Annotated in this window: 16 protein-coding genes; 1 reads left to right on the top strand and 15 read right to left on the bottom strand. The window is 54.9% G+C overall.

Going from position 1 to position 17,522, the window contains the following annotated elements:
- Positions 1 to 367 precede the first annotated feature (367 nt).
- The 8 genes from LCH65_RS00290 to LCH65_RS00255 form a co-directional block, all read right to left on the bottom strand.
- Positions 368 to 1,135 (bottom strand): NAD-dependent deacylase, encoded by a 768-nt coding sequence (locus LCH65_RS00290; protein WP_226439023.1) that lies wholly within the window; start codon positions 1,133 to 1,135, stop codon positions 368 to 370.
- A gap of 88 nt (positions 1,136 to 1,223) precedes the next feature.
- Positions 1,224 to 1,484 (bottom strand): hypothetical protein, encoded by a 261-nt coding sequence (locus LCH65_RS00285; protein WP_226439022.1) that lies wholly within the window; start codon positions 1,482 to 1,484, stop codon positions 1,224 to 1,226.
- A 296-nt stretch (positions 1,485 to 1,780) separates the two neighbouring features.
- A complete protein-coding gene (locus tag LCH65_RS00280) occupies positions 1,781 to 2,257 on the bottom strand; it encodes a hypothetical protein (RefSeq protein ID WP_226439021.1) in 477 nt (158 codons plus the stop codon).
- Positions 2,258 to 2,275: 18 nt separating this feature from the next.
- On the bottom strand, positions 2,276 to 4,312 hold the full coding sequence (locus LCH65_RS00275; protein ID WP_226439020.1) for a hypothetical protein: 2,037 nt from the start codon (positions 4,310 to 4,312) through the stop codon (positions 2,276 to 2,278).
- Between the two features lie 110 nt (positions 4,313 to 4,422).
- The gene (locus tag LCH65_RS00270) at positions 4,423 to 6,009 is read right to left on the bottom strand and encodes a hypothetical protein (RefSeq protein ID WP_128775123.1); all 1,587 of its coding nucleotides are present in this window, start codon (positions 6,007 to 6,009) and stop codon (positions 4,423 to 4,425) included.
- A complete protein-coding gene (locus LCH65_RS00265; RefSeq protein WP_226439019.1) occupies positions 5,996 to 7,189 on the bottom strand; it encodes a site-specific integrase in 1,194 nt (397 codons plus the stop codon). The genes LCH65_RS00270 and LCH65_RS00265 overlap by 14 nt, the downstream gene beginning before the upstream one ends.
- 205 nt (positions 7,190 to 7,394) lie before the next feature.
- Positions 7,395 to 7,958 (bottom strand): single-stranded DNA-binding protein, encoded by a 564-nt coding sequence (locus tag LCH65_RS00260; protein WP_002555458.1) that lies wholly within the window; start codon positions 7,956 to 7,958, stop codon positions 7,395 to 7,397.
- A 9-nt stretch (positions 7,959 to 7,967) separates the two neighbouring features.
- Positions 7,968 to 9,362, bottom strand: coding sequence for an MFS transporter (locus LCH65_RS00255; RefSeq protein ID WP_003431811.1), 1,395 nt, complete (start codon positions 9,360 to 9,362; stop codon positions 7,968 to 7,970).
- 129 nt (positions 9,363 to 9,491) lie between these two features.
- Here LCH65_RS00255 and uvrA point away from each other — a divergent pair, with 129 nt between their 5' ends.
- On the top strand, positions 9,492 to 12,326 hold the full coding sequence (gene uvrA / locus LCH65_RS00250; protein ID WP_003431812.1) for an excinuclease ABC subunit UvrA: 2,835 nt from the start codon (positions 9,492 to 9,494) through the stop codon (positions 12,324 to 12,326).
- Positions 12,327 to 12,421: 95 nt separating this feature from the next.
- Here the strand turns inward: uvrA and bfr are convergent, their stop codons facing one another.
- From bfr to rpsM, 7 genes are all read right to left on the bottom strand, one after another.
- Positions 12,422 to 12,886, bottom strand: a complete 465-nt coding sequence (bfr, locus tag LCH65_RS00245) for a bacterioferritin (protein ID WP_003317095.1) — start codon at positions 12,884 to 12,886, stop codon at positions 12,422 to 12,424.
- A gap of 154 nt (positions 12,887 to 13,040) precedes the next feature.
- A complete protein-coding gene (locus LCH65_RS00240) occupies positions 13,041 to 14,486 on the bottom strand; it encodes a catalase (protein WP_096108082.1) in 1,446 nt (481 codons plus the stop codon).
- A gap of 167 nt (positions 14,487 to 14,653) precedes the next feature.
- The gene (rplQ, locus tag LCH65_RS00235) at positions 14,654 to 15,040 is read right to left on the bottom strand and encodes a 50S ribosomal protein L17 (RefSeq protein WP_002555463.1); all 387 of its coding nucleotides are present in this window, start codon (positions 15,038 to 15,040) and stop codon (positions 14,654 to 14,656) included.
- A gap of 41 nt (positions 15,041 to 15,081) precedes the next feature.
- Entirely contained in the window at positions 15,082 to 16,083 is a 1,002-nt protein-coding gene (gene rpoA, locus LCH65_RS00230; RefSeq protein WP_002555464.1) for a DNA-directed RNA polymerase subunit alpha, read from the bottom strand.
- 22 nt (positions 16,084 to 16,105) lie between these two features.
- Positions 16,106 to 16,726 (bottom strand): 30S ribosomal protein S4, encoded by a 621-nt coding sequence (gene rpsD, locus LCH65_RS00225; RefSeq protein WP_002555465.1) that lies wholly within the window; start codon positions 16,724 to 16,726, stop codon positions 16,106 to 16,108.
- 18 nt (positions 16,727 to 16,744) lie between these two features.
- Positions 16,745 to 17,134 carry a 30S ribosomal protein S11 gene (gene rpsK, locus LCH65_RS00220; RefSeq protein WP_002555466.1) on the bottom strand — a complete coding sequence of 130 codons (390 nt, stop codon included), beginning with the start codon at positions 17,132 to 17,134 and terminating at the stop codon, positions 16,745 to 16,747.
- 30 nt (positions 17,135 to 17,164) lie between these two features.
- A complete protein-coding gene (rpsM, locus tag LCH65_RS00215; protein ID WP_002555467.1) occupies positions 17,165 to 17,521 on the bottom strand; it encodes a 30S ribosomal protein S13 in 357 nt (118 codons plus the stop codon).
- Position 17,522: the final 1 nt, after the last annotated feature.

The raw sequence follows: 17,522 nt of genomic DNA, 5'->3' as shown, positions 1-17,522 counted from the left end.
ATCATTGGAAGGCAAGATGCGCTGCTGCCGTAGATATCGATGCAGTGGCAAGGCGCCATACCATATTTATCGCACACCCCAATGTAAACGCATAGATGGCGATGCGCTGTAGGTGAAGGGATATCCGTTCATCAAGGACATAAAAGGCTGTCATCTGGCGTAGTGGGCGTAGGCGAGTTTGCTTCCGACCCCGCCCTGCAACTTGTGGTCAAAAGCGCAAGCGGAGCGCGTCGGCCCGCGACGGGCCAGAGGTTTGAGGATGGACGCCCATAGGGCCAAAACGTGGCGCAGCCAGGGTTTGGTTCACGACAGCCGTGCCCCGACAGGGGTCAACCACAAACCGAATGCTCGATTAATCGACCTCGTCTTAAGATGCAGGAAGATCGCCGAAGGACTCCCTGAGCAGACTTTCCATCATCACCGAAGCGGAGCCTTGCAGAAAGTGCTCCTGGTTGCTGACATCGAACAGGACTGGATTGACGTGAACAACAACTGCCCCCTGACCCAGAGCACGCAAAGGAAGCTCGGCTGCCGGATAGACAATCCCTGACGTACCAATCGACAGAAACACATCGCACTCTTCAGCCGCTGCGAGACCAGCGCTCCATGCATCCTCGGGAAGCATTTCCCCGAACCAGACCACACCAGGCCGAACATACCCGTTACATGCGGTGCATCGCGGCGGCTCAATCCGACATCCATCTTCAGGGAGGGCGTCAGACGTAAGAGGCAAGGGATACGCTAGGCCACAATCAATGCAGCGGGGTGAGTGCAGGCTGCCATGCAGATGGATCACGTCCCGGCTGCCGGCGCGCTCATGCAGGTCATCCACATTTTGGGTCACTACGGTGAGCCTGGGCACATGCTTGGCAAGCTCAGCGATAGCGAGATGAGCAGCATTTGGCTGCGCCTGTAGAACCTTCAGACGACGCCATTCGTACCATCCCCAGCAAAGTGCTGGGTCGGCTCTGAATGCTTCGCTTGTGGCCAACTGCGCAGGATCGAAGCGCTTCCAGAGTCCCGTCAGGGAATCTCTGAAAGTAGGGATGCCGCTCTCAGCTGATGCACCAGCGCCTGTGAAGACAACAACATGCTTCGCCTCGCGCACTTGCTGAGTCAGGGTACTGGTGCTCATGAGCATTCCTTGAGCTGGATACTGTTGAGGTGCCGACTCTATGGGCATTGGATTGGTGGCAGCTGAGTCGGCCAAAAGCCAAGGAATTCTAGGCCAACTCTCTTTCAGCCATACGATCCAGAAGCGCTTGAGGATGAATGCGGTAAGTGCCTACACCAACCCGCTGCGTGAAGTGGTCATAGGTTGGGCTGCTAACGCCTGTGGTCATCTCGGAATTGGATAGGAAGACGCCCGTGTAGGTTTCAGCAACCTCGTTGAAAAGTTGGATAACAGCTTGCCTCGTGACAATGAGACCTTTGCCAAGGTGACCGTCGATTACAGCATCCAGCACGTTGGTGCGCAGACTCATATCTTGTTCCTTTTTTCAGGGAAAACTTGGCCGGGGGCGCTAGCTATTCTTGCTGGCTAATGGCTATTCTCTCATCATTTCCAGAGCAAGGAACGCGCATTAAGCTCAATCCGCTACACCTCAAGATCGCTGGTTTGCTTGAAGGGAGGCTTTTTCGAATACCAGAATACCAGCGCGTTTAAGCCAGCGGTCACGCTATCCTCAGAGGATCAATGAGCTACCTGTGGATTCGCCCGCTAGAAGCTTTGCGGTAACGAGAAGCGCCAAAAATATCCAAAAAAACAGCCCCTTAGGTATCACTCGCCTCGATCCGAAACAGGTGGTATATCGCCATCAAAACGACCCAATTCAGCGCGTATTTCTCTATCCGTGAGCTGCTTAGCACCAATCGGGACTGGCTTATCAATATCGAACATCTGAACCCCTTCACGGCGGATGTTGTAGGCTATACAAAACCATCTTCTTCTCCACAACTCCTGCTGATGCTCCAATAACGTTATTCTTTCATAAAGTTTTTCTATCAAATCAGAAGAGGCTTGAGTATCTAATGACGACTTGGGATTTTTTCTAGATTCCCGCTCAATAGCCAATCTTGACTTGGCCGATTGAAACTCCTCCTTGATCACAGGGTGCGCCTGAAGAGCCTGCCGGGTAAATTTAGAGTATTGCTCAACATGCTTCCAACTGAGAACCTGTTCCGGAGAGCTATATGAAGCGAGGTAGTCAACAATTCGCTTTATGTCACCCTCTGTTACTCTTCGGTAGGATTTCACATTAGCACTCCAACTAGCTCAAAGATTTTCTACTGGGATATACAGCGGTGTCCGCTCGGGATCCTGCCATTGCTCCCGCTCAACCGTCACACATTGCTCATAAAATCTTTCGCGACACTGTTTATATAACTCATAACCTTTACCGATACCATTCCTCAATCTAGGAAGAACGTGCTCATCAAACCCACCAGTATTTACAAACTCGTAAAGCTGTGTAAGACCAGTGCCGGGTACGAGTTTGTTAGCTCGATCCAACAGATTCGATATCTTCAAACAAAGGTGCTTCTCCCAATTAGGGATTGTTTCAAGCGTAGGATAAATACTAAAACCAACTTCGAGTTGAATTAGGTTATGAGCAGCTTGCTGAATCAACTCCTCAAAAATTTCAGTCGGTTCAGCAGGCTGAACAAGCCAGCCCAACTGGTCACACCCCTCGCCCCCATGACACTCTTGATGGCGGTCACAAGGGCCCGCCCCCCAATTGTGAAAACACATACCAGTTGGGCCCAAATCATGAACAGCTCTGACCTGGGAGGCTACAAAACTCTCGCGCCGGTCTTGCGGGAGACGCATGGTGCGTTCCGCCAGCTTACCCCCTACCTGGCCGAGTAAGATCTGTTCACGGATCTCCAAGGCCCTTTTCTCAGGAGATGTGTGCTGGTAGGCCTTGGTATCTACAGGATTTTTCCGACCGAAAAACGCGCTCTGCATGATTTCAGGTAGCCCACCACGATCCAAAGCATCGTTCATGGTGTGCCGAAAATCATGCGAAGTGAACGACTGGTCGAGCTGCGAAGACGCAAATTTTAGGCAAAGCCTTTCTAGTTGCTGCAAGAACTTATCAAACGATGCCGCACTGCAGGTATCAACAATCCAGCGCACGTAGTGCCCCGAGGATGTTCCCAGCCATTTGAGGATGAGCATATCTTTGATGTAATAAGGTCGACCATCTGCGATGTACAAAGGTCGAGTCATCCGCGCCTTATAATGAGTTCTGCAATAAGCCTCTACATCACTTCGAAGCAAGTAGGCGATTCTGTTGTCCGGGCCAAATACACTTCCTCGTTTGATCCGGTTATGCTTAGTAAACCAGCTGGTACCAAACATAGATTCCGGCATCCCCATCGCGAGCAGCTCAGGAAAAAACAAAAGACGATCCTGCTCGATCTCAGAAAGAAACCTCAGATCAGGTCCATTGGTCAGGCACATTTCCTCGGCACACGCATACTGATCCGCACTCGTCTCTTCAAGCTCAAGCAATGCGGCGTTTAGAAGTGGGACAACCTCAGCCATGACAGGCATCACTTCAAGGACATACTGCTGACTGCCAAGCGCCCCCTTGAGCTTCAGGTACTTGAAATAATAACCAGAAGGCTTTTTTATGAGCTTTTGCTTCGGCAGCAGCATGACTTCGCTCAACCTGCGCCCCAGGCAGACTAGAACTGTGATGATTAAGAGATACACACGATAGTTATGATTATGAGGAACATTTGCAAACAACTCCCCTAACACCTTGAAGGTGGACTCTGCCAAGAGTCTAGATGACCGCTCTTCAACAATTTTGGGGTCATCGAGCATCCGCCCGGACAGCCCTCCCCACGTCTCTGGCCTAGACCGCCCATGAAAAAAATAGCCAGAAAGATCGGCCCTGCATAAGCCATGCTGGCTGCACCGTCGAGCGATTTCGCTGGCAAGGTTCTGCTGCTTGTAAGCTTCTTTTTCAGTGCAATCGCGCGCGATAGCGCGGCATGCCTCGTCCAAAATCGCCGGGGTCACCTGTTCCAAATCGCGCCCTTGTGCTGCGGCCATGATGTAGCCAAACACCTTGACGAAGGTACGATGCGAGGAGATTGATTTGTGCTGTTCGCGTTCTCGTTCGATAAAAAGAGCCCGCGCAGCGTCACCCCATGAGTTAGCCAACGGTATCGAACCCAGCGAAGGGCGGGTAGAAAAATTCAGCGAGACGGATTGGGTATGTTTGCCCGTTAAACTGAAAATTTCAGGGCATAGAGTCCAGCACCTTTCACTCCAATCATGGGTCACGCCCAGGCTCACCAAGCACTCAGCGGCTCGCGCAACAAGCCCACGCAGATTGGCGGTAGGATTTGACCGATCCACGGTCGGCAAGGAGCCACGGCGACGGAGCCTATAACGCTGACGCCGCCTCATGCTGCAGCTCCCTGGCACATTTTCACCACTTGCCCGATAGCGAGAATGACATCTACCCGGTGCACGCCAAGCGTTTGAGATTCGGGGCGTTCGTTGTGCATCCGCACCAAAGACTCGAGCAGGTACTCATGAATCGTCGATTTGTAAGGCCGGAATTTGGGACAGAGATAACAGGAAAATGGCGGAAACTTATGGCAAAGATCATTCAGACCACATGCACCTATTGCGTCTACATCCCCAGGCTGCGAGTGCTCATCTGTAATGATAAGCGCGTCAGTGGCGATGATCGAATCTGAAGGGATGGTTGCGCTGCCACAGTACAAATGGACGAAGCGCGAATATTCCAAAACGGCAGCTTTGTCCAAGGCATAGGTCAGCACATCCATGATGTCGTAATAGACTTGTACATGCTGCTCATCCGAATGGTCGAGCCTGTATGCCAGCTCTCGCCGAGAAACTCCCATTGCTGCGTAGGTTGTTCCTACCGTATAGCGAAATCTCCGGGCTGAGAGGATCATTGGCTGTTTTGTTAAGGGCGAAATCAAGTCCATCCGCTCTACGAAATCTCGCAGTAATTTCCCGAAACCTGCAGAGTACATATGGAACGCTGACTCGTAGTCACCCGTTTGAAGCCGCATATGGTTCGCCGTGTGTAGCCGAAACAAGGGGCGAGCACAGGGGACATCGACATCATTGACCTCTACCAGGCTTTCATATGCTTGGTTGGCCTGGATCAGCTCTTGGACATACTGGAGAGTCTCCCTGTCCAAGGCCTCAACAATGAAGTCTGCCCGAGCTGACCTGAAACCTTTTTTGATACGCGGAAGTTTGATAACCCAAACAGGATCCTCCGGACTATCCAACTCGTCATAGACATCCTCTTCCCTTAGCGCAATGAAGTTGCCAGCATTCCGCCCATATGTGTTAGCCAGCGCCACCGCAGCACGCTGCTGGTAATGCTCGTACTCAGTGCCTGTATCCGTGCGGAGGGCGTTAATGATCAAAGAAACTTCCAGGTGCGGATGCAATGGCCCCTGCTCTGGATCGAGCGAACGCACTGCCTCCCCTTTTGGCCCGCCTGGAATTCTGAGCGAGTCTAGTTCGGAAGCGTAGATTTCACAGAAGCCAAGCTCGGGATAGTGTTCAGCACACCAGAGATACCACCGTATCGGACGGTAGGCATTCCACAACTGGCGTTTGAGCTTCAGTCGGGTAAGCATGCGCTCCATCTGCTCAATCAGGGCAGGCTTGAGAAGAAGTGGGTCGGCACAGACGACCGCCTTGTTGAAAAAATCCCGCTCTTTGAGTTGCAAGTGGACAGCATCCACGCAGCCCACTGCGTGAATCGACGACGTCACTTGTGCGGTATGGATCATATATTTGGCCATCAGCCACTGCAGAATAGGCGATCCAAAGCGTTGGATATTCACCCAGCCCGCCCTTGTCTCGCATGGTAAGAACCACCGTCCATCCCTCAGAACAGCCAACCTCCCTTCCCTAGTGACAAACTCTTTGGGAATCTCTGCCCAGCCGTTATCCGAAACCAGCTGCTCTAATGAGAGGTTTTCACTAAAAAGGGACATCGTGAGAATTCCTCCCGCTGGCAAACTGTGCCTGGAAGCGAGTTACGGGCTCTTTCGTCAGAGCCGCATAGTCGATGTAAACATCTTGGGACTTTGGTGAGCTATCCCCCCGTAGCCACATCAGACACTTGACGATGTGATCCTCATCAGCACCGTGGCTACGCATCTCTTTGGTCACTGAATCAGTGAACGTATAACGCATCGAATGCGGCGTAAGATCCTCGGGTAGCTCCTTCGGAAAACGATTACGAAGTTCTTTGAACAGTTGCCGCACTCGGTCAGCGGACAACGGCGTCCCGTCGTCACTAAGGAAGAGAAAACCACTGTCATTGACGCCACCATGCTTAAGAGACCACTCCCGGTCTTCCGTAATGTAATCATCCAGCAGAATTGCCAGCCGCGAGTTATCAATCGGCAGCAATCGGCCCAGTCTCTTTACACGGGGCGGCCTTCTCCTCGTATCTAAGGGACTCATGTTCCGCTTCCGGACGAGAACGTAGGTAATTGCTCCAAACTTGACGTCATGCGTTCTGAGGCTCAAAAGCTCTCCTATGCGCAAACCTAAGAACAACAAGAGGCAAACAATGATGAAATTTCGAACCCGTCCACGAGCGTCCCTACCGTGCAAAATCTCGCCTTCAGGATCCAACGCGTCCTGAATTAATCGAGCTTGGGCAAGAGTCAAATGCTTATGGAACTTCCGATCTCCCTCGGGGGACTGGTAGGCATCTAAGAATGCTTTGGCCATCTTCTCCCGCATCGCGGTCAACTCAATCCGCAACGCTTCACCTGAAGAAGGAGTAGCGATCAGCTCGTCGATGTACCAAAGAAGATGTTGTGATGTGGTACTAAGACGTTTATTACGGGTATCAGGACTAACGGCAAGTTTGGCGACTTTATTGCTGGTGGGCTGTGGCCGACTCAGTTCTTCAATCAAAGTGGTCAAATCAGCCTCAGTAAATTGTTTTCCAGAGCGAATACGGTCGTAAATATTCATACGACGCTTGCGCGCCCACCGGTGAATGATCAGCACTTCGCCGCTATTGCGCATTAGAGTTTGTAGCGCAAGGTGACGACGACGAAGGAACCACTCACATGCTTCCGGAACGGGAAGTTCATCGTCATCCAGCAACATAGGCAAACGCTCGCCGGACGGAAAAATTACCTGTTCCACTCGCATGACCGTCCCCCCATGTTTACATTTCGGTTTAGCGCGTTTCCTTTTCTTGTCAAAACCGTTTGTCCGGTTTATCTCGCTTTGCTTTACACATGCCAAAAAAAACCTCCAAGATCTTTACAAATCTTGGAGGTCTTCCCATCACAAAAATACTAGATAGTTCAGTCAGTTATGCAAAAGCTCTTTACATAAATGGCTTTTATCCGGGCTAGAACGGAATATCATCATCGAAGCTGTCGAAGTCAGCAGCTGGCTGCGGCGCTTGTTGTTGCGGCGCTGGGCGCGAGTCGCGTTGTGGCGGCTGCTGGTTGTAGTTCTGCTGAGGTGCGGACTGCTGCGGCGCCGATTGTTGTGGGCGCGACTGCTGTGGACGAGGTGCGGACTGGTTGTAGTTGCCGCCGCCCTGACCTTGTTGGGAGTCGCCCTGAGGACGGCCGCCCAGCAGTTGCATGGTGCCCTGCATGTCGACGACGATTTCAGTGGTGTAGCGCTTGATGCCGTCTTTTTCCCACTCGCGGGTCTGCAGCTTGCCTTCGATGTACACCTGCGAACCCTTGCGCAGGTATTCGCCAGCGATTTCGGCGACTTTGCCGAACATCGATACACGGTGCCATTCGGTCTTTTCGACTTTCTGACCGGACTGCTTGTCAGTCCACTGTTCGCTGGTTGCCAGACTCAGGTTGGTCACGGCGTTACCGTTAGGCAAGTAGCGAACTTCGGGATCCTGGCCGCATGTACCGACCAATATGACTTTGTTAACCCCACGGGCCATAACGTTCTCCTAGGCTTCGCACGCTTCTGACGCTGGATTGACCAGCTTTTCGAGAGAGGTACGATCCAATAATTTTGTGTCGAGTTTTATGTAGATGGCTGCCTCTTCCGCAACCACCACTGCATCTGTCACGCCTGCTACGGACATCAAGCGCTCTGCCAGGCCTGCTTCACGCTGCGCCTGCGGCGACAACGGCAGACGTAGGCTGGTCACGTAAGGCGGTTCTCGCATGGTCACTGCGAAGGCGAGCCAGACGGCGGCCATGGCTGCACCACCCAGGAACACCGCATCGAGACCACCGTGCTGGAACAACCAGCCGCCCAGTATCCCACCTGCGGCCGATCCAAGAAACTGGCTGGTGGAATAAACTCCCATTGCCGTGCCTTTTCCGCCGGCCGGTGAAACCTTGCTGATCAACGACGGCAATGACGCTTCCAGCAGGTTGAACGCAGTGAAGAATACCACTGTCCCGATGACCAGTGCCCGCAACGTGTCCCCGTAGGCCCAGAAGAATAGCTCAGCCAGCATCAAAACTGTGACGGCGCCCAGCAGAACGCGCTTCATTTGACGTTTCTTCTCGCCATAGATGATGAACGGGATCATCGCGAAGAAGGAAACCAACAAAGCGGTCAGGTAGACCCACCAGTGTTGTTCCTTGGGCAAACCGGCTTTTTCGACCAGCGCCAGCGGCAAGGCCACGAAGCTGGACATGAGCATCGCATGCAACACGAAGATACCCAAATCCAGGCGCAGCAGGTCCGGATGACGCAACGTCGCCCCCAGCGCCTGTTTGGCGACGCCGGACTCGCGGTGCATTAATGGCCCGCTGGCCTTGGGCACCACGTAGGCGACGATGAGAACACCTATCAAGGCCATGCCGCCAGTGGCCAGGAACAACCCGGAAAGACCGAACATGCCGGTGATGACCGGGCCGACGACCATGGCGATGGCGAACGACAGGCCGATGGTCATGCCGATCATGGCCATGGCCTTGGTGCGGTGCTGTTCGCGGGTCAGGTCGGAGAGCAGCGCCATGACCGCCGCGGAAATAGCGCCCGCCCCCTGCAGGATACGTCCGGCAATGATTCCCCAGATCGAATCCGCGTTCGCCGCCACCACGCTGCCGATCGCAAAGATGATCAGGCCGAAATAAATGACCGGTCGCCGGCCGATACGGTCGGAAATGATCCCGAACGGTATCTGCAACACCGCCTGGGTCAGGCCGTAGGCGCCAATCGCCAGACCGATCAGTGCAGGGCTCGCGCCTGCCAGGTCCATGCCGTAGGTTGCCAGAACCGGCAAAACCATGAACATGCCAAGCATGCGGAACGCGAACACCAGGGCCAGACCGCCTGCTGCGCGGGTCTCGCCGCTACTCATACGCTCGCTGTGGGTATCGTGCATGGAATAACCTCGTGTGAACCGGCGGCGATTCTACCAGTCCCATCGTTGTACAGCACATACGCGACGCTTTGCCGCGTAATGGCTCGGAGCCTTATACTCCGTCGTTTATGCCCGCCAAGCGAGGCCGCAGTGGACAAGATCCTGATACGTGGGGCACGAACCCACAACCTGAAAAATATTGACCTGACACTTCCCCGCGACAAACTGATCGTTATCACCGGGCTCTCCGGCTCAGGCAAGTCTTCGCTGGCTTTCGATACGCTGTACGCCGAAGGGCAACGCCGCTATGTCGAATCGCTGTCGGCCTATGCCCGCCAGTTTCTGTCGATGATGGAAAAACCGGACGTCGACACGATCGAAGGTCTGTCGCCGGCGATTTCCATCGAGCAGAAGTCTACATCGCACAACCCGCGCTCGACCGTGGGTACGATCACCGAAATCTACGACTACCTGCGTCTTTTGTATGCGCGCGTCGGCCAGCCTCGCTGCCCCGACCACGATATCCCGCTCGAAGCCCAGACGGTCAGCCAGATGGTCGACCTGGTGCTGACCCAGCCGGAAGGCAGCAAATTGATGCTGCTTGCGCCGGTTATCCGCGAACGCAAGGGTGAGCATCTTTCGGTTTTTGAAGAGCTGCGCGCGCAGGGCTTTGTCCGGGCGCGAGTCAACGGCAAGCTGTGCGAGCTGGATGAGCTGCCGAAGCTGGACAAGCAAAAGAAGCACTCGATCGACGTGGTCGTTGACCGTTTCAAGGTCCGCGCCGACCTGCAGCAGCGTCTGGCCGAGTCCTTTGAAACAGCCCTGAAGCTGGCCGACGGTATCGCCCTGGTTGCGCCAATGGACGACGAGCCGGGCGAGGAAGTGATCTTCTCCGCCCGCTTCGCCTGCCCTATCTGTGGCCATGCGATCAGCGAACTGGAACCGAAGCTGTTCTCTTTCAACAACCCGGCTGGCGCCTGCCCGACCTGTGACGGCCTGGGCGTGAAGCAGTTCTTCGATATCAAGCGGCTGGTGAATGCCGAACTGACACTTGCCGAAGGCGCGATACGAGGCTGGGACAGGCGTAACGTCTATTACTTCCAGATGCTCGGCTCGCTCTCCAAACACTATGGCTTCAGCCTGGAAATGCCCTTCAAGCAGATCCCGGCCGACATGCAGAAGATTCTGCTCAACGGCAGCGGCTCGCAGAGTGTCGATTTCCGCTACCTGAATGACCGTGGCGATATCGTCAAGCGTGCGCACCCGTTCGAAGGCATCGTGCCGAATCTGGAACGTCGCTATCGGGAAACCGAATCGGCCACAGTCCGCGAAGAGCTCGCCAAGTTCTTGGGCACGCAGCCCTGCCCTGACTGCCGAGGCACTCGTCTGCGTCGTGAAGCGCGCCACGTGTGGGTGGGTGAAAAGACTCTGCCTGCAGTCACCAATCTGCCGATTGGCGACGCGACGCATTACTTCGAAACCCTCAAGCTGACCGGACGGCGTGGCGAGATCGCCGACAAGATTCTCAAGGAAATTCGTGAGCGTCTGCAGTTTCTGGTCAACGTGGGCCTGGACTATCTGACCCTGGATCGTAGCGCGGACACCCTGTCCGGCGGCGAAGCACAGCGTATTCGTTTGGCCAGCCAGATCGGCGCGGGCCTGGTCGGGGTGATGTACATCCTCGATGAGCCGTCCATCGGTCTGCACCAGCGCGACAACGATCGTTTGCTGGGCACGCTCAAGCATCTGCGCGACATCGGTAATACGGTGATTGTGGTCGAGCACGATGAAGATGCGATTCGCCTGGCCGACTACGTGGTCGACATCGGCCCGGGGGCCGGCGTGCATGGTGGTCATATCGTTGCCGAAGGTACGCCGGACGAAGTGATGTCGCATCCCGACTCGCTGACCGGCAAATACCTCTCGGGCCGCGTGAAGATTGCCGTTCCTGCCAAGCGCACCCCGCGTAACAAAAAGCTCTCGCTAACCCTCAAGGGCGCGCGTGGCAACAACCTGCAAAACGTCAATCTCGAAATCCCTATCGGTCTGTTGACCTGCGTGACGGGGGTTTCCGGATCGGGCAAGTCGACGCTGATCAACAACACGCTATTCCCGCTTAGTGCTACAGCACTGAACGGCGCCACCACGCTGGAAGCGGCTACGCACGACAGCATCAATGGTCTGCAGCATCTGGACAAAGTGGTGGACATCGACCAGAGCCCTATCGGTCGTACGCCGCGTTCCAACCCGGCGACCTACACCGGGCTGTTCACGCCGATTCGCGAACTGTTCGCCGGGGTTCCGGAATCACGCTCGCGGGGCTACGGTCCGGGGCGGTTCTCGTTCAACGTCAAGGGCGGCCGCTGCGAGGCGTGCCAGGGCGACGGACTGATCAAGGTCGAGATGCACTTTTTGCCGGACATCTACGTGCCCTGCGATGTGTGCAAGAGCAAGCGTTACAACCGTGAAACGCTTGAGATCAAGTACAAGGGCAAGAACGTCCATGAAGTGCTGGAGATGACCATCGAGGAAGCGCGTGAGTTCTTCGATGCCGTTCCTGCACTGGCGCGCAAGCTGCAAACCCTGATGGATGTCGGACTTTCCTATATCAAGCTGGGGCAATCGGCGACGACCTTGTCAGGCGGTGAGGCGCAACGGGTCAAGCTGTCACGTGAGCTGTCCAAGCGCGACACCGGCAAGACGCTGTACATCCTCGACGAGCCGACCACAGGCCTGCACTTCGCGGATATTCAGCAGTTGCTGGATGTATTGCATCGCTTGCGCGACCACGGCAATACCGTGGTGGTGATCGAACACAACCTGGACGTGATCAAGACGGCCGACTGGCTGGTGGATCTGGGTCCGGAAGGCGGTTCGAGAGGTGGGCAGATCATTGCAACGGGCACACCTGAACAGGTCGCCGAGATGGAACAGTCCTACACTGGTCACTACCTGAAACCTCTGTTGATCAGAGACAAGGCCTGACGCTAGTGATGAAAAACGGGGTCGGCGTCAGTCGAACCCGGATACAAAAAAGCTCCTGTCACGCAAGTGCAGGAGCTTTTTCATGAGCGGCTGAATCAGAACTGCGATTGCAGGTAGTTCTGCAGGCCGATGGACTTGATCAGCCCCATCTGCTGTTCGAGCCAGTAGGTATGGTCTTCTTCCGTATCAGCCAACTGTACGCGCAGGATTTCGCGGGTCACGTAGTCGCTGTGCAGCTCACAGAGCTCGATACCCTTGCACAGGGCAGCACGTACCTTGTATTCGAGACGCAGATCGCTGGCGAGCATCTCAGGCACTGTGGTGCCGACGTCGAGGTCGTCAGGGCGCATGCGCGGCGTGCCTTCGAGCATGAGGATACGACGCATCAGCGCATCAGCGTGTTGCGCCTCTTCTTCCATCTCATGATTGATACGCTCGTAGAGCTTCGAAAAGCCCCAGTCTTCGTACATACGTGAGTGAACGAAATATTGGTCACGAGCTGCCAGTTCGCCCGTGAGCAACGTGTTGAGATAATCGATTACTTCCGGGTGGCCTTGCATCGCACCAGACTCCTGCTTCAAAGGCGCTAGTTTGAACCAAGCGTCGCGCGAGGTCACTTAGAAAAACGCAATAAACCGACGAAAAGTGGCGAAATTACGCCGTTAAGAAGCGAAAAACCGCCCAAATGAGGGCGGTTCTGTTTCTCACTTCGACTCAGCCCAGTTTTATGCTCAATGCGTTTGCGATGCCTTCTCCGTAAGCAGGGTCGGCTTTGTGGAAATGCTGCAACTGACGCTGAACCACGTCACTGGAAACGCCTGCCATTGCCCCGGCAATGTTGCCGATCAACAGCGCTTTCTGATCAGCGCTCATCAGGTTGAACAACTTGCCTGCCTGACTGTAGTAATCACCGTCTACCCGATGATCATGACGATCTGCGGCACCGCTCAGAGACAGCGCAGGCTCTGCGTAGCGCGGATCTTCTTTCGGCGCATCCGAATAGCTGTTCGGTTCATAGTTTGGCGCCGCACCACCATTGGTGCCGAAGGCCATCGCCCCGTCACGTTGATAGCTGTGTACAGGACTCTTGGGGGCATTGATCGGCAACTGCTGGTGATTGGTACCCACGCGGTAGCGATGCGCATCGGCGTAGGCAAATACGCGCCCTTGCAGCATACGGTCTGGCGAAAGGCCAACGCCTGGCACCATGTTGCTCGGGCCGAACGCGGCCTGCTCGACTTCGGCAAAGTAGTTGAAAGGGTTACGGTTCAACTCCAGCTCGCCGACCTCGATCAGCGGGTATTCTTTCTGCGACCAGGTCTTGGTCACGTCGAACGGGTTCTCATGATGATTCGCAGCCTGAGCCTCGGTCATCAACTGAATGCACACCTGCCACTTGGGGAAGTCGCCCTTCTCGATGGCAGTGAACAGATCGCGCTGAGCGTAATCGGGATCAGTACCGGCAATCCGCGCAGCGTCTGCGGGCGCCAGGTTCTTGATCCCTTGGCGGGTCTTGTAATGCCACTTCACCCAATGACGCTCGCCTGCAGCACTAATGAGGCTATAGGTGTGGCTGCCGAAGCCGTGCATGTGACGGTAGCCGTCCGGAATGCCACGATCAGAGAACAGAATGGTGACTTGGTGCAGCGCCTCAGGCGAGTGCGACCAGAAATCCCACATCATCTGAGGACTTTTCAGATTGGTCTGCGGCAGGCGCTTCTGAGTGTGAATGAAGTCAGGGAATTTCAGAGGGTCACGGATAAAGAACACCGGCGTGTTGTTGCCCACGATGTCCCAGTTACCTTCCTCGGTGTAAAACTTGATCGCAAAGCCGCGCGGGTCACGCTCGGTGTCAGCCGAACCACGCTCTCCGCCTACGGTGGAGAAGCGCAGGAAAATCGGTGTCTGCTTGCCCACCGTGTCGAACAGCCTGGCGCTGGTGTACTGGCTGATGTCGCGGGTCACGGTGAACGTGCCATGAGCACCCGATCCCTTGGCATGCACGCGACGCTCCGGGATGTTCTCACGGTTGAAGTGGGCAAGCTTTTCGATCAGATGGAAATCATCAAGCAGTAGAGGACCACGTGGGCCTGCCGAACGGGAGTTCTGATTGTCTGCGACTGGGGCACCGCTGGCGGTCGTAAGGGTCTTCTGGCTCATCTACATCTTCCTCTGGTGTGTATAGCCGGCTGATCGGCTTGGGAGGAAGTATTGCCGAAAGCTATTGAAGCGTCGAATTCATTAAATCATGACTATCGATAGCAATTCTTAATTCCGGAAAACAAAAAACCGGACACTAGGCCCGGTTTCATGTTCAAACTGATGTCTTATTCAGCAGCTTCTACAGAGCCACCGACAGGACGATCAACCAGCTCGACGTACGCCATTGGCGCGTTGTCGCCAGCGCGGAAACCGCACTTGAGGATGCGCAGGTAGCCGCCCTGACGGGTTGCATAGCGCTTGCCCAGATCGTTGAACAGTTTGCCGACGATTTCTTTCGAACGAGTACGGTCGAAAGCCAGACGACGGTTGGCAACGCTGTCTTCCTTGGCCAGGGTGATCAGCGGCTCGGCAACGCGGCGCAGTTCCTTGGCTTTCGGCAGGGTAGTTTTGATCAGCTCGTGCTCGAACAGCGACACCGCCATGTTTTGGAACATGGCTTTGCGGTGAGAGCTGGTACGGCTCAGGTGACGTCCACTTTTACGATGACGCATGGTTCATTCCTTACCAAACTCGCGTTCGGTGATTACGACGATCAGGCCGTAGCCTTGTCGTCCTTCTTAAGACTTGCCGGCGGCCAGTTGTCGAGGCGCATGCCGAGGGAGAGACCACGAGAAGCCAGAACGTCCTTGATCTCGGTCAAGGATTTCTTGCCCAGGTTCGGAGTCTTCAACAGCTCTACTTCGGTGCGCTGAATCAGATCACCGATGTAGTAGATGTTCTCCGCCTTAAGGCAGTTGGCCGAACGCACGGTCAGTTCCAAATCGTCAACCGGACGAAGCAGGATCGGATCGATCTCGTCTTCCTGTTCGATTACCACTGGTTCGCTGTCGCCTTTGAGGTCCACGAACGCAGCCAACTGCTGTTGCAGGATGGTTGCAGCGCGACGGATAGCCTCTTCAGGGTCCAGAGTACCGTTGGTTTCCAGATCAATAACCAGCTTGTCCAGGTTAGTACGCTGCTCGACACGGGCGTTTTCCACCACGTATGCGATACGGCGAACCGGGCTGAACGAAGAGTCAAGCTGCAAGCGACCAATGCTGCGGCTTTCGTCTTCATCGCTTTGACGCGAGTCTGCCGGCTCATAACCACGACCACGAGCTACGGTGAGCTTCATGTTCAAGACGCCGTTAGACGCCAGGTTAGCGATTACGTGATCGGGGTTAACGATCTCGACATCATGATCCAGCTGAATATCGGCAGCGGTAACCACCCCCGAACCCTTCTTCGACAAGGTCAGCGTAACTTCGTCTCGACCGTGCAGCTTGATAGCCAGACCTTTAAGGTTCAACAGGATTTCAATGACGTCTTCCTGTACACCTTCGATGGCGCTGTACTCATGGAGTACACCGTCAATCTCGGCCTCGACTACTGCACAGCCGGGCATGGAGGACAACAAAATGCGGCGAAGCGCGTTGCCCAGGGTATGGCCGAAACCACGCTCGAGAGGCTCGAGAGTGATTTTGGCGCGGGTTGGACTGACAACCTGCACATCAATGTGGCGGGGTGTCAGGAACTCATTTACCGAAATCTGCATGGATGCACCTATTTTCTAGCCCTTACTTGGAGTAGAGCTCGACAATCAGGCTTTCGTTGATGTCGGCGGATAGATCACTGCGAGCTGGAACGTTCTTGAAAACGCCCGATTTCTTCTCAGTGTCTACTTCTACCCATTCTACGCGGCCACGTTGGGCACACAGATCGAGAGCCTGGACAATACGCAGCTGATTCTTAGCTTTTTCGCGGATAGCAACAACGTCGCCAGCACGAACCTGATAAGAAGGAACGTTAACGGTTTTGCCGTTTACGCTGACCGACTTGTGCGAAACCAATTGACGGGATTCGGCACGCGTCGAGCCGAAGCCCATGCGGTATACAACGTTGTCCAGACGGCATTCGAGCAGTTGCAGCAGGTTCTCGCCTGTTGCACCTTTCTTGCCGGCGGCTTCTTTGTAGTAGCCGCTGAACTGACGCTCGAGAACGCCGTAGATACGACGGACTTTTTGCTTTTCACGCAGCTGAGTACCGTAATCGGACTGGCGACCACGACGTTGGCCGTGGATACCTGGAGCTGCTTCGATGTTGCACTTGGATTCGATAGCGCGAACGCCGCTCTTCAGAAAGAGATCGGTGCCTTCACGACGAGCAAGTTTGCATTTTGGACCAATGTAACGAGCCATTTCTTACAGTCTCCTGGATTACACGCGGCGCTTCTTCGGCGGACGGCACCCGTTGTGCGGGATTGGCGTCACGTCGGTGATGCTGGCGATCTTATAGCCACAGCCGTTCAATGCACGGACAGCGGATTCACGACCTGGGCCTGGACCCTTGACATTGACGTCGAGGTTCTTCAGACCGTACTCCAGCGCAGCTTGACCAGCACGTTCAGCAGCTACTTGAGCAGCGAACGGGGTGGACTTGCGCGAACCACGGAAACCCGAACCGCCGGAGGTAGCCCACGAAAGAGCGTTACCTTGACGATCGGTAATGGTGACGATTGTGTTGTTAAACGACGCGTGGATGTGGGCGATGCCATCAACCACTGTCTTTTTAACTTTTTTACGAGGACGAGCAGCAGGTTTTGCCATGACTAAATTCCTGTCGTTGCGCTGGTGCGATTACTTGCGGATCGGCTTACGCGGACCTTTGCGAGTACGCGCGTTGGTCTTGGTACGCTGACCGCGCACTGGAAGACCACGACGATGACGCAGACCGCGGTAGCAGCCCAGGTCCATCAAGCGCTTGATTTTCATGTTGATTTCGCGACGCAGGTCACCTTCAGTGGTGAACTTCGCCACTTCGCCACGCAGCTGTTCAATCTGCTCGTCGCTCAGATCTTTGATTTTCACCGCCGGATTTACGCCGGTGGTTGCACAAATTTTCTGTGCGGTGGTGCGACCAACACCATAGATGTAGGTCAACGAGATAACAGTATGCTTGTTATCTGGAATGTTAACGCCTGCAATACGGGCCATT

Origin of the sequence: Pseudomonas sp. MWU16-30316, from assembly GCF_020515645.1 — a bacterium.
Taxonomy (GTDB): Bacteria; Pseudomonadota; Gammaproteobacteria; order Pseudomonadales; family Pseudomonadaceae; genus Aquipseudomonas; species Aquipseudomonas cerasi.
The sequence above is the reverse complement of the archived record's forward strand: the minus strand, read 5'-3'. Positions and strand labels throughout refer to the sequence as shown.

What these genes read in the sequence shown, in the direction of transcription:
- LCH65_RS00290 (WP_226439023.1), bottom strand. Translation starts at nt 1,135, where the DNA reads ATGAGCACCAGTACCCTGACTCAGCAAGTGCGCGAGGCGAAGCATGTT.
- LCH65_RS00285 (WP_226439022.1), bottom strand. Translation starts at nt 1,484, where the DNA reads ATGAGTCTGCGCACCAACGTGCTGGATGCTGTAATCGACGGTCACCTT.
- LCH65_RS00270 (WP_128775123.1), bottom strand. Translation starts at nt 6,009, where the DNA reads ATGTCCCTTTTTAGTGAAAACCTCTCATTAGAGCAGCTGGTTTCGGAT.
- LCH65_RS00265 (WP_226439019.1), bottom strand. Translation starts at nt 7,189, where the DNA reads ATGCGAGTGGAACAGGTAATTTTTCCGTCCGGCGAGCGTTTGCCTATG.
- LCH65_RS00260 (WP_002555458.1), bottom strand. Translation starts at nt 7,958, where the DNA reads ATGGCCCGTGGGGTTAACAAAGTCATATTGGTCGGTACATGCGGCCAG.
- LCH65_RS00255 (WP_003431811.1), bottom strand. Translation starts at nt 9,362, where the DNA reads ATGCACGATACCCACAGCGAGCGTATGAGTAGCGGCGAGACCCGCGCA.
- bfr (WP_003317095.1), bottom strand. Translation starts at nt 12,886, where the DNA reads ATGCAAGGCCACCCGGAAGTAATCGATTATCTCAACACGTTGCTCACG.
- LCH65_RS00240 (WP_096108082.1), bottom strand. Translation starts at nt 14,486, where the DNA reads ATGAGCCAGAAGACCCTTACGACCGCCAGCGGTGCCCCAGTCGCAGAC.
- rplQ (WP_002555463.1), bottom strand. Translation starts at nt 15,040, where the DNA reads ATGCGTCATCGTAAAAGTGGACGTCACCTGAGCCGTACCAGCTCTCAC.
- rpoA (WP_002555464.1), bottom strand. Translation starts at nt 16,083, where the DNA reads ATGCAGATTTCGGTAAATGAGTTCCTGACACCCCGCCACATTGATGTG.
- rpsD (WP_002555465.1), bottom strand. Translation starts at nt 16,726, where the DNA reads ATGGCTCGTTACATTGGTCCAAAATGCAAACTTGCTCGTCGTGAAGGC.
- rpsK (WP_002555466.1), bottom strand. Translation starts at nt 17,134, where the DNA reads ATGGCAAAACCTGCTGCTCGTCCTCGTAAAAAAGTTAAAAAGACAGTG.
- rpsM (WP_002555467.1), bottom strand. Translation starts at nt 17,521, where the DNA reads ATGGCCCGTATTGCAGGCGTTAACATTCCAGATAACAAGCATACTGTT.